Here is a 15,356-nt window from a genome sequence, read left to right as displayed (position 1 = left end):
TCCTGTCCGAGCCCGGACGTCGTTGTCCGGTCGTGGTGACGGCGGCGACCCGGTTCACGGGCATCCCATAGACTAACGGCTGGGGAAGAGTTTTCACACGTCAAGGTCGGTTCGCATGAGCGGGCCGTCGGATACGGGAGTCACACAGCGACGATGTCTGGAGCCAACGACCCGTACGACCCGAAAGAGGTCGTCGCGCTCGCACCGGAGACGCTGCAAGGCGCGGTCGACGACGCCCGCAAGGCATTCGAGGAGGCGGCCGATCTCGACGAGCTGGCCGCGGTCAAACCCGCCCACCTGGGGGAACGTTCCCCGGTGTTGACGGCGCGTCGGGAGATCGGCTCGCTGCCCCCGCAGGCCAAGGCCGACGCGGGTAAGCGGGTCAACGAGACCCGCCGGCTGATCCAGGAGGCCTACGACGCTCGCCACGCCCGGCTCAGTGCCGAACGCGACGCCAGAGTGCTGCGCGAGGAGGCGGTGGACGTCACGCTTCCGACCGACCGGGTGCCCGGCGGAGCGCGTCATCCGATCACCCAGCTCATCGAACGCATCGCGGACGGGTTCGTGGCCATGGGCTGGCAGGTCTCGGAGGGCCCGGAGCTGGAGGCGGAGTGGTTCAACTTCGACGCGCTCAACTTCGGCAAGGACCACCCCGCCCGCACGATGCAGGACACCTTCCACATCGCTCCCGACGACTCGGGGCTGGTGCTGCGCACGCAGACCTCCCCGGTGCAGGTCCGTGCGCTGCTGCACAACGACCTGCCGGTCTACCGGATCTCTCCGGGCAGGGTCTTCCGTACCGACGCGCTCGACGCCACCCACACACCGGTCTTCCACCAGGTGGAGGGGCTGGCGGTCGACAGGGACCTGACCATGGCGCATCTGAAGGGAACACTGGACGCCTTCGCCCGTTCGATGTTCGGCCCGCAGTCACTGACCCGTTTCCGGCCCAGCTTCTTCCCGTTCACCGAGCCCTCTGCGGAGATCGACGTCTGGTTCCCGGAGAAGAAGGGCGGCGCGGGCTGGGTCGAATGGGGCGGCTGCGGCATGGTTCATCCGAACGTACTGCGCGCTTCCGGGGTCGACCCCGATACCTATTCCGGATTCGCTTTCGGCATGGGGCTGGAACGGACGCTGCAGTTCCGTAACGGCATTCCCGACATGCGGGACATGGTCGAAGGGGATGTCCGGTTCACCGAGGCGTTCGGGATCGGATACTGAGTCCGCCCCGGCGCCGGGACGTCCACATCGGTACTTCTGACCCCACCACGATAGAGAAGGGCTGCGATCCAGTGCGGATTCCGGTTTCCTGGCTGGCCGAGCATCTTGAGTTGCCCGAGGAGACGAGCGCCGAGAGTCTGGCCGAGGCGTTCGTGCGGATCGGGCTGGAAGTCGAGGAGGTCACCCACCTCACCCCGATCACCGGCCCCCTCGTCGTCGGACGCGTCGCCGAGGTCGAGGAGCTGACCGGGTTCAAAAAGCCCATCCGTTACTGCCGGGTGGAGGTCGGAAAGTCCGACGCCGGTGAGGAGCTGTTCCGCGGAATCGTGTGCGGAGCCACGAACTTCAGCGCGGGTTCCCTGGTCGTGGTGGCTCTTCCCGGTGCCGTGCTGCCGGGCGGCTTCGAGATCTCCGAGCGCAAGACCTACGGCAGGGTCAGCGAGGGAATGATCTGCTCGGTCCGCGAACTGGGGATCGGCGAGGATCATGAGGGAATTCTCGTACTGCCTCCGGGCTCGGCGGATCCGGGAGCCGACGCGGGCGAGATCGTCGGCTTGGACGACTCGGTCATCGAGCTGTCGATCACCCCGGACCGGGGATACTGCTTCTCCGTGCGTGGACTGGCCCGGGAGCTGTCCAACGCGTTGGACGTGCCCTTCGGGGATCCGGCCAACCGTTCCATCCCCGACGACGACCGCCCGTCGCGGACCGTGCGGCTCGACGACGAGACGGCCTGTTCGCGGTTCGTCTTCCGTCGTTTGACCGGGGTGGATCCCACCGCGCCCACCCCGTGGTGGATGCGGCGCAGGTTGGCTCTGGCCGGGATCCGGTCCATCTCGCTGCCCGTGGACGTCACCAACTACGTGATGCTCGAACTCGGCCAGCCCCTGCACGCCTGGGACGCGCTCAAGCTCGACGGTGACGTGGTGGTGCGACGTGCCTCGGCGGGCGAGACCCTGGTCACGCTGGACGACGTGCACCGCGAGCTGGACCCGGACGACATCGTGATCTGCGATGACTCCGGTCCGGTCTCGCTGGCCGGGGTCATGGGGGGCGCCAGCACCGAGATCGGCCAGGACAGCAACGACATCCTGCTGGAGGCCGCCAACTGGGATCCGGCCAGTATCGCCCGCATGATCCGGCGCCATCGTCTGCCGAGCGAGGCGGGCAAGCGTTTCGAGCGCGGAGTGGATCCCGCGGTGGCCGCGGTCGCCGTCGAACGTGCCGCGCGTCTGCTCGTCGAGTACGGCGAGGCCACGATCGCCGCCGGGCGGACCGACGTCGGTGAGCCGGTTCCTCCCGCTCCGGTGACGATGCCGTTGGCACTGCCGGACCGGATCGCCGGGGTGCGCTACGAGCGTGGCGTGACCGTACAACGGTTGACCCAGATCGGATGCCGTATCGAGGTGGGCACCTCCGAGGAGGGAGTGGGAGTGGTCACGGCCACGCCCCCGACCTGGCGGCCCGATCTCACCCAGCCGGCCGATCTGGTGGAGGAGGTACTGCGGCTGGAGGGGTATCACACCATCCCCTCGGTGCTTCCCGCCGCTCCGGCCGGGGCGGGGCTGGACCAGGCCCAGTTGCGGGAACGCGCCGTCTCCCGCGCACTGGCGCACGACGGTTACGTCGAAGTGCTGCCGTTCCCCTTCACGGGGGAGGAGACCTTCGAGGCCTTCGGGCTGGGTGAGGACGATCCGCGGCGCAACGCCCTGCGCGCTGCCAACGCGCTCGAAGCGGAACGTTCGCTGATCAGCACCACGCTGCTTCCGGGGCTGCTGGAGGCGTTGCAGCGCAACCTTTCCCGGGGACGGCGGGATCTCGCGCTGTTCCACATCGGCCAAGTGGTCCTGCCGGGCAAGGAGCAGCAGGTCGTGCCCGAGCTGGGAGTGCGGCAGCGGCCCTCCGAGGAGGAGCTGGCCGAGTTGTACGCGGCGTTGCCCGCGCAACCCAAACACGTGGGTGTGGTGCTGGCGGGCCAGCGGGAACGCTCCGGCTGGTGGGGGGCAGGACGCCAGGCAGGATGGGCCGACGCGATCCAGGCCGCGAGGCTGGTGGCCGACACGGCCGGAGTGACGTTGAGCGTCTCCACCGGGAACAACCCTCCGTGGCACCCCGGACGCTGTGCCGAGCTTCTGGTGGACGACACCGTGGTGGGGTACGCGGGGGAGCTGCATCCCAAGGTGGTCGAGGCCCTCGAACTGCCGAAGCGGACCTGTGCCATGGAACTCGATCTGGACGCCCTGCCCCTGTCCGAGTCGAGGCCCGCTCCGCGGGTCTCCTCCTATCCGCCGGTGCGTCTCGACGTGGCGTTGGTGGTCGACGAGGAGGTCTCGGCGGCCGAGCTCACCGACGCCCTCAGGTCCGGGGGCGGCGAACTGATCGAGGAGATCAGGTTGTTCGACGTTTTCACCGGTGAACAGCTGGGTGAGGGCAAGAAGTCGTTGGCTTTCGCGCTGCAGTTGCGTGCCCCGGACCGGACGTTGACCCAGCAGGAGGCGAGCGAGGTGCGGGAGGCCGCTGTCGCGGCCGCCCACGAACGCGTGGGGGCGACCCTGCGCGGGTGAGGGCTTCCGCCCCGGGGGCGCGGCCGGGGAGAGGACACGATCGGGCGGTCGGTTCCGCTGTGAACCGGCCGCCCGATTCTTATTCACCGGAGTGTGTGGTGATACGCACCGAAGATGCTGGTCGTTGTCGCTTCTTGCCGCCCTGTCTTCGGTGTTGCCGGGGCGAATACGAACAGCGGTCAAAAACCTCTTGATTGATATTGCATCATCATGCATACTCATTCGTATGAGTATACGGGTGGCGGTGGCCGGTGCGAGTGGTTACGCGGGCGGAGAGCTGCTCCGACTGCTGCTCGCCCATCCGCGCGTGGAGATCGGCGCGCTCACCGCGGGAGGCAACGTCGGCAGTCGGCTGGGAGAGCACCACCCGGGGCTGACGGAGCTCGCCGACAGGGAGCTCGAAGAGACCACCGTGGAGACCCTCGCCGGGCACGACGTGGTCTTTCTCGCCCTGCCTCACGGGCACTCGGCGGAGTTGTCCGACGGACTCGACGGGACCGTGGTGATCGACTGCGGGGCCGACCACCGACTCGAGGACCCGGCGGCGTGGCAACGGTGGTACGGCGGACCGCACCCCGGGAGCTGGCCCTACGGCATCCCGGAGCTCCCCGGCAAGCGGGAGGAACTGAGCGGGGCCCGGCGGGTGGCTGTCCCCGGGTGTTTCCCCACCGCGGTGTCCCTGGCCATGGCGCCCGCCTTCTCCGCCTCCCTGGTGGAGCCCGAGGCCGTGGTCGTGGCGGCCACGGGAACCTCGGGAGCGGGCCGGGCGCTCAAGCCGCACCTGCTCTCCGCCGAGGTCATGGGTTCGGCCAGCGTCTACGGCGTGGGTGGGGCCCACCGGCACACCCCGGAGATGATCCAGAACCTCACGGCGGTGGCCGGCGAACCCGTGCGGGTGTCGTTCACTCCGGTCCTGGCTCCGATGTCGCGGGGAATCCTCGCGACCTGTAGTTCCCCGCTCCTGTCCGGTGTCGACCCCCGAGGTGTTCGGGAGCAGTACCTCACCGCCTACGAGAAGGAGCCGTTCGTCCGACTACTGCCGGAGGGGCAGTGGCCCCAGACCTCGGCCACGATCGGTGCCAACACGCTACAGCTGCAGGTGACCGTCGACGTCGACGCGGGACGACTGGTCGCCGTCGCGGCCGAGGACAACCTGACCAAGGGCACGGCGGGCGCGGCCGTGCAGTGTATGAACCTCGCTCTCGGGATGCCGGAGGAGACGGGGCTGCCCCGCGCGGGGGTGGCGCCGTGAGGAGGACGAGAGGGGCCACGAACACCACAACGGCGGGACCGAAGACCCGAGATCGGACGGGTCGCGTCGTGAACGAGCTGCCGGGAGGAGCACAGTGAGTACTGACCACGAGCACCCCACCCCCTCTTCCGGAACCGGGAACGGTCCCCAGCCCGTGGGTGTGACCGGGCCGCGCGGTTTCCGGGCCTCCGGAGTGGCGGCCGGGATCAAGGAAGGGGGAGGGCCGGATCTCGCCCTGGTCGTCAACGACGGCCCCCGACGGGAAGCCACCGGGCTGTTCACCACGAACAAGGTGAAGGCGGCACCGGTGCTGTGGTCCGAGCAGGTGCTGCGCGAACGGCGTCTCCACGCGGTGGTGCTCAACTCGGGAGGAGCCAACGCGTGCACCGGCCCCGAGGGCTTCCAGGACACCCACTCCACGGCGGAGAGGGTCGCGGGGGAACTCGGGACCGGTGCCATCGAGGTCGCGGTCTGCTCCACCGGCCTCATCGGGCAGCGGCTTCCGATGGAGGCGCTGCTCAGTGGTGTGACCACCGCGGTCGGGGAACTCTCCGACAGCGGGCGGGCCGCCGAGGACGCCGCCACGGCGATACTCACCACCGACAGCGGCCCCAAACAGGCGTTCGTGCGGCACCCTTCCGGTTTCTCCGTCGGAGCCATGGTCAAGGGAGCGGGCATGATCGCGCCCAACCTGGCGACGATGCTGGCCGTGCTCACCACGGACGCCGTGGCCGAACCTGACGTGTTGGACCAGGCCCTGCGCCGGGCCGCCGCCACCACCTTCGAAAGGCTGGACGTCGACGGGGGGACCTCCACCAACGACACGGTGCTCCTGCTCTCCTCCGGGGCCTCCGGGGTCGCTGTCGACACGGACGAACTCACCGGGATTCTCACGGAAACGTGTGCCGAGCTGGTCCGGCACCTCCAGTACGACGCGGAGGGAGCCACGAAGGCCGTCGACGTCACGGTACGCGGAGCGGTTCGGGAGACCGACGCCGTACGGATCGCCCGGGTGGTCGCCGAGGACAACCTGGTCGGCACGGCCCTGTTCGGCTCCGACCCGAACTGGGGGCGCATCGCCATGGCGGTGGGGCGCGCCCTGGCGGACACGGACGCGGAGGCGATGGAGATCGCGCTCAACGGAGTGACCCTGTACTCCGCCGGGGTCCCGGTCGCCGAGCGGGAGGTGGTGGACCTCTCCGGCCGTGAGGTCGAGATCGTGATCGATCTCCGGTCCGGACCCCACGAGGCGACCGTGTACACCACCGATCTGTCCCACGGATACGTCGAAGAGAACAGCGCCTATTCCTCATGACCGAGACATCATCCGAAGACCGGCTCACCGCGGCGGCCCGGAAGGCGGGCGTGCTGACCGAGGCGCTGCCGTGGTTGGAACGCTTCCGCGGGGCCACCGTCGTGGTCAAGTACGGCGGCAACGCGATGACCGACGACGGCCTCAAGCGGGCCTTCGCCGAGGACATGGTCTTTCTTCGCCTGGCGGGGCTGCGTCCCGTGGTCGTGCACGGTGGAGGTCCGCAGATCACGAACATGCTGGACAGGCTCGGGATGACCGGAGAGTTCCGTGGTGGTCTGCGGGTCACCTCCCCCGAGGTGATGGACGTGGTCCGCATGGTTCTGGTCGGCCAGGTCGGCCGGGAACTGGTGGGCATGATCAACCAGCACGGACCGCACGCCGTGGGGATGTCCGGGGAGGACGCCCAGCTGTTCACCGCGCGCAGACGCGAGGCGGTGGTGGACGGGGAACCGGTGGACATCGGGTTGGTCGGCGACGTCGAGAACGTGGATCCGACCGCCGTCCTCGACCTGGTCGACGCGGGGCGGATCCCCGTGGTCTCCACCGTGGCCCCGGACCGGGACGGGGTGGTGCACAACGTCAACGCCGACACGGCAGCGGGGGCCCTGGCCGTGGCCCTGCGTGCCGAGAAGCTGGTGGTGCTGACCGACGTCGAAGGGCTCTACACCGACTGGCCGGACCGGGACTCGCTGGTGTCGAGTGTGGACACCCACAGGTTGAGCGCACTGTTGCCGACCCTCTCGGAGGGCATGATCCCCAAGATGGAGGCCTGTCTGCAGGCCGTCTCCGGAGGGGTCAGCCGGGCCCACGTGATCGACGGCAGGCTGGCCCACTCCGTGCTGCTCGAAGTTTTCACCAGCGAGGGGGTGGGCACCATGGTCGTCCCACCCGACCAGGACCCAGGAAAGGACGGTGCCTGATGCCCTCCGAGGAGGACGGCAACCTCGAAGCGGCGCGGCGGTGGCGCGGCTCGATCATGCAGACCTACGGAACACCTCCGGTGGAACTGGTCTCCGGATCCGGCTGTGAGGTCACCGATGTCGAGGGCCACAGCTACCTCGACCTGATGGGGGGGATCGCGGTCAACGTGCTCGGTCACGCCCATCCCGCGGTCACGGCGGCGGTGAGCGGGCAGATCTCCCGGTTGGGCCACGTGTCGAACTTCTACAGCCACGAGCCCGAACTGCGCCTGGCCGAACGTCTGCTCGCGTTGAGCGGAGCCTCCACCGAGGGACGCGTGTTCTTCTGCAACTCCGGCTCCGAGGCCAACGAGACAGCGTTCAAGATCGCCCGGCGTACCGGTCGTCCCCGGGTGGTGGCCGCCTCCGGGGGATTCCACGGGCGAACCATGGGAGCCTTGGCGCTGACCGGACAGCCCGCCAAGAGGGAACCCTTCGAACCACTGCCCTCCGGGGTGTGCCACGTCCCCTACGGAGACGTCACCGCGCTCGAAGCCGCCGTGGACGAGGACACCGCGGCCGTGCTGCTGGAACCCGTGCAGGGTGAGGCGGGAGTGGTCCTCCCTCCTGAGGGTTACCTCGCCTCCGCCCGGGAGATCGCCGACCGTGCGGGCGCGCTGTTGGTGTTCGACGAGGTGCAGACCGGGATCGGCCGCACCGGCCACTGGTTCGCCTTCCACCGTCACGGGGTGCTGCCCGATGTGATCACCCTGGCGAAGGGACTGGGTGGGGGACTGCCCCTGGGGGCCTGCATCGGCATCGGGGAAGCGGCCACGTTGCTCTCCCCCGGTCAGCACGCCACCACGTTCGGCGGGAACCCGGTCTGTTGTGCGGCGGCACTCGCCGTGCTGGACACGATCGAGTCCGAGGACCTGCTGCGGCACGGCAGCGAGGTGGGCGCGGAGCTGCTCACCATGATCGGGAAGCTGGACCATCCGTTGATAGCCGAGGTGCGCGGTGCGGGGATGCTGATCGCCGTCGAGCTCACCGAGGAGATCGCCCCGGCCGTGGTGGAGACGGCACGTCAGCGTGGCTATCTCCTCAACCCGGTGCGGCCGGACACGGTGCGGCTGGCGCCTCCGCTGGTCCTCGGAAGGCAGCAGGCGCGGCGGTTCGTGGACGACCTGGCCGGGATGCTGTCCGAGATGGTGCCGATGTCCACGGGTGGAGAGGAAGAACAGTGATGCCGCGTCATTTTCTCCGGGACGACGATCTGACCCTGAGGGAACAGCAGGAGATTCTCGATCTGGCCGCCGCGTTCAAGAGCGGACGGGAGAACTCCACGCCGTTGGCCGGGCCGAGGTCCGTCGCCGTCATCTTCGAGAAGACCTCGACCAGGACCCGTCTCTCCTTCGAGACCGGGATCGTGCAACTGGGCGGGCACCCGGTGGTGGTCGACGCCCGGACCATGCAACTCGGACGTGAGGAGACGATCGAGGACACCGCCCGGGTGCTCACCCGTTACGTCGACGTCGTGGTGTGGCGTACCTTCGCCCAGGCACGGATCGACGCCATGAGTTCGGCCTCGGACATCCCCGTGGTCAACGCGCTGACGAACGAGTTCCACCCCTGCCAGGTGCTCGCCGACCTGCAGACCGTGCGCGAGCGCCACGGTCCGCTTCCCGGGCTGACCCTCACTTACCTGGGTGATGGCGCCAACAACATGGCGCACTCCCTGCTGGTCGGTGGGGTCACCGCGGGAATGCACATCCGGGTGGCCGCCCCGCATGGTTTCGCCCCCGCACAGTGGGTACTCGAGGCGGCACACAAGCGGGCGGCCGAAACGGGAGGATCCGTCGAGGTGTTCGACAGTCCGGAGGCGGCCGTCTCCGGGGCGGACGTGCTCGCCACCGACTCGTGGACCTCCATGGGCCAGGAGAACGACGGCAAGGACAGGGTGGGCCCCTTCCGTCCCTTCCGGCTCGACACAGCCCTGCTGGAGGCCACCGGCAAGCGGGAGACCAGTGTGTTGCACTGTCTGCCCGCCCACCGGGGATGGGAGATCACCGACGAGGTGCTGGACGGCCCCTCCAGCGCGGTGTTCGACGAGGCCGAGAACAGACTGCACGCGCAGAAGGCACTGTTGACGTGGCTGGTGCAGCAGCGATGACCACGCGGGTGGCGCGACAGGCGCGCATCGTCGAAATCGTCACCGGTACGGAGGTCCGCAGTCAGACCGAGCTGGCCGGACTGCTGGCCGAGGACGGCATCGAGGTCACCCAGGCGACGCTCTCCCGGGACCTCGACGAACTGGGCGCGGTCAAGCTCCGGGGGCCGGACGGAGGACAGCCGGTCTACGTCATCCCGGAGGACGGCACGCCGGTCCAGGGAGTGCAGGGCGGTACGGCCCGGTTGAGCCGATTACTCGGAGAGCTGCTGGTCAGCGCCGAGGGCTCCGGGAACCTGACCGTGTTGCGAACCCCTCCGGGAGCCGCCCAGTTCCTCGCCAGCGCCATCGACAGGTCGGCGATGGAGGAGGTGGCGGGAACCATCGCGGGTGACGACACGCTGATGGTGGTGGCCCGTGAACCGCTCACCGGAGGTGAACTCGCGCAGCGACTGCGTGAACTCGCCGAACCACAACCGGGTTCCCCACCGGACCCCTCGGAGCCCACCCGCGGACGAGGGACACGTCAGCACAGGACCAACAAGCACGAGGAGCAGAACCATGAGTGACCGGGTCGTACTCGCCTACTCCGGAGGCCTCGACACCTCCGTGGCCATCGGGTGGATCGCCGAGGAGACCAACGCGGAGGTCATCGCCGTGGCCGTGGACGTGGGCCAGGGCGGTGAGGACCTGGAGACGATCCGCAAGAGGGCACTGGCCTGCGGTGCCGTGGAGGCGGTCGTCGCCGACGCCCGTGCCGAGTTCGCGGAGAACTACTGCGTGCCCGCCCTGCGGGCCAACGCCATGTACATGGACCAGTACCCGTTGGTCTCGGCCCTGTCGAGGCCGTTGATCGCCAAGCACCTCACGGAGGCGGCACGCGAACACGGTGCGGACACCGTGGCGCACGGGTGCACCGGCAAGGGGAACGACCAGGTGCGTTTCGAGGTCGGTATCGGCGCGCTCGCCCCCGAGACGAAGGTGCTGGCCCCGGTACGTGACTTCGCCTGGACGCGGGAGAAGGCCATCGCCTGGGCCGAACGCAACGGCCTGCCGATCGATGTCGACAACAAGTCGCCCTACTCGATCGACCAGAACCTCTGGGGCCGCGCGGTGGAGACCGGGTTCCTCGAGGACATCTGGAACGCCCCGATCGAGGACGTCTACTCCTACACCGAGAACCCGGCGCTGGAGCGGGAACCGGACGAGGTGGTGATCACCTTCGACCAGGGTGTTCCGGTGGCCCTCGACGGGACCGCTGTCACCCCCCTGCAGGCGGTCACCGAACTGAACCGCAGGGCCGGTGCCCAAGGGGTCGGCAGGCTCGACATGGTCGAGGACCGGCTGGTCGGCATCAAGAGCAGGGAGATCTACGAAGCCCCCGGGGCGATCGCACTGATCACCGCGCACCGGGAGCTCGAGGCGGTCACCCTGGAGCGGGACCTCGCCCGTTTCAAGAGGACCGTGCAGCAGCGGTGGGCGGAGCTGGTCTACGACGGGCTGTGGTTCTCCCCCTTGAAGAACTCGTTGGACGCCTTCATCGCCGACACCCAGCGGCACGTCTCCGGGCGGATCAGGATGACCCTGCACAACGGCACCGCCGTCGTCACCGGACGCAGCAGCGAGCAGTCCCTGTACGACTTCAACCTCGCCACCTACGACGAGGGCGACAGCTTCGACCAGGGGCTGGCCAAGGGGTTCGTGCAGCTGTGGGGACTTCCCAGCAAGATCGCCGCCAAGCGCGAACAGGATCTCTGAGCACCACGGTGGGGCCGGCCACCGTGCGGGACGGCCCCACCCGCGTACCCCACCGACCGTGCTTCTAGTTGCGAGGAACATCGCGTGTCCCGAGAAGAGAACCCCGTGGACGACCACAGTTCGCAGTCCACGATGTTGTGGGGAGGACGTTTCTCCTCCGGCCCCTCGGAAACCATGGCGGCGCTGAGCCTGTCCACCCACTTCGACTGGTGCCTGGCTCCGTACGACATAGCGGGTTCGGCCGCGCACGCCCGGGTGCTGCACCGGGCCGGACTGCTCACCGACGAGGAACTCGACCGGATGCTGGCCGGGCTCGAAACACTCGCCGAGGACGTGCGGACCGGCGAGTTCGTTCCCGACCCCGGCGACGAGGACGTGCACACCGCACTGGAACGCGGCCTGCTGGAACGTGTGGGCAACCAGCTGGGGGGCAAGTTGCGGGCCGGTCGTTCCCGCAACGACCAGGTGGCCACCCAGTTCCGGATGTGGCTGCGGGACGCCGTCCACCGAGTGACGGAGGGAACGCTCGACGTCGTCGAGGCACTCGAACGGCAGGCCACCGCCCACCCCGGCGCGGTGCTCGCCGGGCGAACCCACCTGCAACACGCCCAACCCGTGTTGCTGGCCCACCACCTGCTCGCGCACTGCCAGGCGCTGTTGCGCGACGTCGAACGGCTGCGCGACTGGGAGGCCCGCACAGCGCAGTCGCCGTACGGGGCCGGGGCACTGGCCGGCTCCTCCCTGGGGCTGGACCCCGATGCGGTGGCCGAGGAACTCGGTTTCGACCAGGGGGTGGACAACTCCATGGACGGCACCTCGGCCCGGGACTTCGCGGCCGAGGCCTCCTTCGCGTTCGCGATGCTCGGGGTGAACCTGTCCCGGATCGCGGAGGAGGTGGTGCTGTGGAACACGGCGGAGTTCGGCTACGTCACGCTGGACGACTCGTGGGCCACGGGCAGTTCGATCATGCCGCAGAAGAAGAACCCCGACGTCGCCGAGCTGGCCCGGGCGAAGTCCGGAAGGATGCTCGGAAACCTCACCGGCCTGCTGACCAGCCTCAAGGCGCAACCGCTGGCCTACAACAGGGATCTGCAGGAGGACAAGGAGCCGGTGTTCGACTCGGTACGGCAGCTGGATCTGGTGCTTCCCGCGATGGCGGGGATGCTGGGCACCCTGTCGTTCGACACCGAACGCATGGCGGAGATGGCTCCGGTCGGTTTCACCTTGGCGACCGATCTGGCCGAATGGCTGGTGCGGCGGGGGGTTCCGTTCCGCACGGCGCACGAGGCCGCGGGGGAGTGCGTACGCCTGGCCGAGCAGCGGGGCGTGGGACTCGACGAACTCACCGGCTCCGAACTCGCCGGAGTCCACCCCGAGCTCACCCCCGAGGTTCGTGAGGTGCTGACAGTCCGGGGGGCGGTGGCGGCCCGCAACTCCCGGGGAGGGACCGCCCCGGAGCGGGTCGCCGAACAGGCGCGCCGGGTGCGGGAACGGATCACCGAACACCGCTCCCGGGTTCGAGAGCGTTCCGTGATGCTCTTCCCGTGGGGAGGCTCCTCCCGGGAGAAGGGGCCCGCCGCCGGAGAGGTCCCCGCTCGGTAGTGTCAGGGCCGTGACCGAGGTGACACGTTCCGAACTCGCCCGTGACCCACTGCGTGTGGCACGTTTCCTACTCGGCAGCGAGCTGTGGTCGACCTCCCCGGAAGGGGAGGTCGGAGTACGACTGGTCGAGGTGGAGGCCTACCGGGGAGGGGACGATCCCGCCTCACACTGCTATCGGGGACGGACAGCGCGCAATTCGGTGATGTTCGGGCCCGCCGGCCACCTCTACGTCTACTTCGTGTACGGGATGCACTTCTGCGTGAACGTGGTGTGCCTGGGGGACGGCGTCCCCGGTGCCGTGCTGTTGCGGGCGGGAGAGGTGCTGAGCGGTCTCCCACTGGCGCGTGCTCGTCGCCCCGCCGTCCGGAAGGAGACCGCGCTGGCCAGCGGGCCGGCGCGGTTGGCCGGAGTGCTGGGAATCACCCGTGAGTACAACGGGACCGATCTCACTGATCCGGATTCCCCGATCCGTTTGCTCCGGGGAACGGAGGTGGACGAGGACAGCATCCGCAGCGGGCCCAGGGTGGGGGTCTCCACCGCGACGGAGCTTCCGTGGCGTTCCTGGGTGCACGGCTCTCCCGCGGTCAGTTCCTACCGGCGTGGTGGCCGCGGACGTGCCGGCACCACCACCGGAAGCACCACCGGCGTGGGCCGGATCGCCGAAGGGGAGTGAGCGGGTTCTCTCCCGAGCGGGTCCCCTGCCCCGGTGCGGGGCTCCGAGGATGATGAGCGAGACTGACACCGTGAGTGAGCACATTCTGGACGAGCTTTCCTGGCGCGGACTGATCGCGCAGACCACCGATCTCGAGTCGTTGCGACGGGATCTGGATTCACCACCACTCACACTGTATGCGGGTTTCGATCCGACGGGGCCGAGCCTGCACGCCGGTCATCTGATCCCACTGCTGACGCTGCGCCGCTTCCAACTCGCCGGGCACCGCCCCCTGGTGCTGGCGGGTGGGGCCACCGGTCTGATCGGCGATCCACGGGACGTGGGGGAGCGCAGCCTGCACGACGAGAGCGTGATCGCCGAGTGGACCGAGGGGATCCGTCGGCAGCTCGAACTGTTCGTGGACTTCGACGGTTCGGACACCGGGGCGGTCATGGAGAACAACGCCCATTGGACGGCTGAGCTGCCGGTGACGAGCTTCCTGCGTGACGTGGGCAAGCACTTCCCGCTCAACGCGATGCTGTCCAGGGACACCGTCCGGAGGCGGTTGGAGTCCGACGGCATGTCCTACACCGAGTTCAGCTACATGCTGTTGCAGGCCAACGACTACGTGCAGCTCTACCGGAAGTACGGCACACGTCTGCAGCTCGGCGGGTCCGACCAGTGGGGCAACATCGTCGCCGGGGTGGACCTGCTGCGCAGGCAGGAGGGGGTCACCGCGCACGCGCTCACGATGCCGCTGGTCACCGATGCGGAAGGGCGCAAGTTCGGCAAGTCCACCGGGGGTGGCAATCTCTGGCTGGACCCGGAGAGGACCTCCCCCTACTCCTGGTACCAGTACTTTTTCAACACCGCCGACGCCGATGTGGGCAGGTACCTGCGGTTGTTCACCTTCCTGGAGCGGGAGGAGATCGAGGAGCTCGAACGGGCGACCAGGGAACATCCGAGCGAACGGCGGGCCCAACGACGTCTCGCCGAGGAACTGACCACCCTGGTGCACGGTGCCGAGGCGACCGAGCAGGTGGTCGCGGCGAGCCGGGCGGTGTTTGGCAAGGGGGACTTCGGAGGGCTGGAGTCGCAGACACTCGAGTCGGTGATGTCCGAGGTCCCGAACGTGCGGCTGCGACTCGCCGATCAGCCGGACATCGTGGACATGCTCGTGGAGAGCGGGCTGGTCGGAGGTCGTAAGGCGGCTCGGAGGACGATCGCCGAGGGCGGAGCCTACGTGAACAACGTCAAGGTGTTGGACGAGACCTGGTCACCGAGCGAGGAGGAGCTGTTGCACGGTGGCTGGCTGGTGCTGCGTCGTGGTAAGCGACACACCGCGGGGGTCAAGTTGGTCTAGCGCCGTTCCTCGGGAGTGGAAGGGCGGGATGTCCCGCTCAGCGGGGTTCCCGTGGTGGGGGCGAGGCCGGTTTGACATCCGGGGTGCCTCCGCGTACATTAGTTCTTGCCAGCGCGACAGGCGCGTGATGCATGGGGTTCTCTGCGGAGGATCGTCAGTGCTCGGCCGTGTCGGCTGGCGGGATCTCCCTCCCCCGGCTTCGGGGTGGACGGTCCTGATGTAACATGAGAGATGACCGAGACGGGCGGGATTCCGTTGCGTGGAGGTCGTCGAGATCGCTTGATCTGGCATGGTGTCGGTTCTGCCCCGTGATGCGGGGCGGGGTTGGCGGTGTGCTAGGTTGGGCGGGTGCCCACGGTGGTGGGTGTGTTCTTTGAGAATTCAACAGTGCCCTGTTTGTGTGCGTGTGGGGCCCGTGTGGGTCTTGTGGTTTTTTTGAGTGTTTGTTGCTGGGGTTTTTTCTCTGGTTGTTTGTTGGAGAGTTTGATCCTGGCTCAGGACGAACGCTGACGGCGCGCTTCACACATGCAAGTCGAACGCTCGCACCCCGTGTGCTTTCCCCT

General features: G+C 68.5%; 12 protein-coding genes. All 12 read left to right on the top strand.

Annotated features, from left to right (window positions below):
- The first annotated feature begins 153 nt into the window (after positions 1 to 153).
- The gene (gene pheS, locus CEP50_RS07170; RefSeq protein WP_106113153.1) at positions 154 to 1,221 is read left to right on the top strand and encodes a phenylalanine--tRNA ligase subunit alpha; all 1,068 of its coding nucleotides are present in this window, start codon (positions 154 to 156) and stop codon (positions 1,219 to 1,221) included.
- A 71-nt stretch (positions 1,222 to 1,292) separates the two neighbouring features.
- Positions 1,293 to 3,785: a phenylalanine--tRNA ligase subunit beta gene (pheT, locus tag CEP50_RS07165; protein ID WP_106113152.1), complete on the top strand. Its 2,493-nt coding sequence runs from the start codon at positions 1,293 to 1,295 to the stop codon at positions 3,783 to 3,785.
- Positions 3,786 to 4,011: 226 nt separating this feature from the next.
- The gene (argC, locus tag CEP50_RS07160; protein ID WP_106113151.1) at positions 4,012 to 5,037 is read left to right on the top strand and encodes an N-acetyl-gamma-glutamyl-phosphate reductase; all 1,026 of its coding nucleotides are present in this window, start codon (positions 4,012 to 4,014) and stop codon (positions 5,035 to 5,037) included.
- A 154-nt stretch (positions 5,038 to 5,191) separates the two neighbouring features.
- Positions 5,192 to 6,352, top strand: a complete 1,161-nt coding sequence (argJ, locus tag CEP50_RS07155) for a bifunctional glutamate N-acetyltransferase/amino-acid acetyltransferase ArgJ (protein WP_106113238.1) — start codon at positions 5,192 to 5,194, stop codon at positions 6,350 to 6,352.
- Positions 6,349 to 7,272, top strand: coding sequence for an acetylglutamate kinase (argB, locus tag CEP50_RS07150; protein WP_106113150.1), 924 nt, complete (start codon positions 6,349 to 6,351; stop codon positions 7,270 to 7,272). Before argJ ends, argB begins: the two co-directional genes overlap by 4 nt.
- The gene (locus CEP50_RS07145) at positions 7,272 to 8,495 is read left to right on the top strand and encodes an acetylornithine transaminase (RefSeq protein ID WP_106113149.1); all 1,224 of its coding nucleotides are present in this window, start codon (positions 7,272 to 7,274) and stop codon (positions 8,493 to 8,495) included. Before argB ends, CEP50_RS07145 begins: the two co-directional genes overlap by 1 nt.
- Positions 8,495 to 9,421 carry an ornithine carbamoyltransferase gene (gene argF, locus CEP50_RS07140; RefSeq protein ID WP_106113148.1) on the top strand — a complete coding sequence of 309 codons (927 nt, stop codon included), beginning with the start codon at positions 8,495 to 8,497 and terminating at the stop codon, positions 9,419 to 9,421. Before CEP50_RS07145 ends, argF begins: the two co-directional genes overlap by 1 nt.
- A complete protein-coding gene (locus CEP50_RS07135) occupies positions 9,418 to 9,987 on the top strand; it encodes an arginine repressor (RefSeq protein WP_106113147.1) in 570 nt (189 codons plus the stop codon). Before argF ends, CEP50_RS07135 begins: the two co-directional genes overlap by 4 nt.
- Positions 9,980 to 11,176, top strand: a complete 1,197-nt coding sequence (locus CEP50_RS07130) for an argininosuccinate synthase (protein WP_106113146.1) — start codon at positions 9,980 to 9,982, stop codon at positions 11,174 to 11,176. The genes CEP50_RS07135 and CEP50_RS07130 overlap by 8 nt, the downstream gene beginning before the upstream one ends.
- Before the next feature lie 132 nt (positions 11,177 to 11,308).
- Entirely contained in the window at positions 11,309 to 12,778 is a 1,470-nt protein-coding gene (argH, locus tag CEP50_RS07125; RefSeq protein ID WP_106113237.1) for an argininosuccinate lyase, read from the top strand.
- 19 nt (positions 12,779 to 12,797) lie between these two features.
- On the top strand, positions 12,798 to 13,451 hold the full coding sequence (locus tag CEP50_RS07120) for a DNA-3-methyladenine glycosylase (RefSeq protein WP_374957089.1): 654 nt from the start codon (positions 12,798 to 12,800) through the stop codon (positions 13,449 to 13,451).
- 70 nt (positions 13,452 to 13,521) lie between these two features.
- Positions 13,522 to 14,793 (top strand): tyrosine--tRNA ligase, encoded by a 1,272-nt coding sequence (gene tyrS / locus CEP50_RS07115; RefSeq protein ID WP_181188251.1) that lies wholly within the window; start codon positions 13,522 to 13,524, stop codon positions 14,791 to 14,793.
- Positions 14,794 to 15,356 lie beyond the last annotated feature (563 nt).

It is taken from the genome of Actinopolyspora mortivallis (assembly GCF_003001495.1).
Lineage (GTDB): Bacteria > Actinomycetota > Actinomycetes > Mycobacteriales > Pseudonocardiaceae > Actinopolyspora > Actinopolyspora mortivallis_A.
The sequence above is the reverse complement of the archived record's forward strand: the minus strand, read 5'-3'. Positions and strand labels throughout refer to the sequence as shown.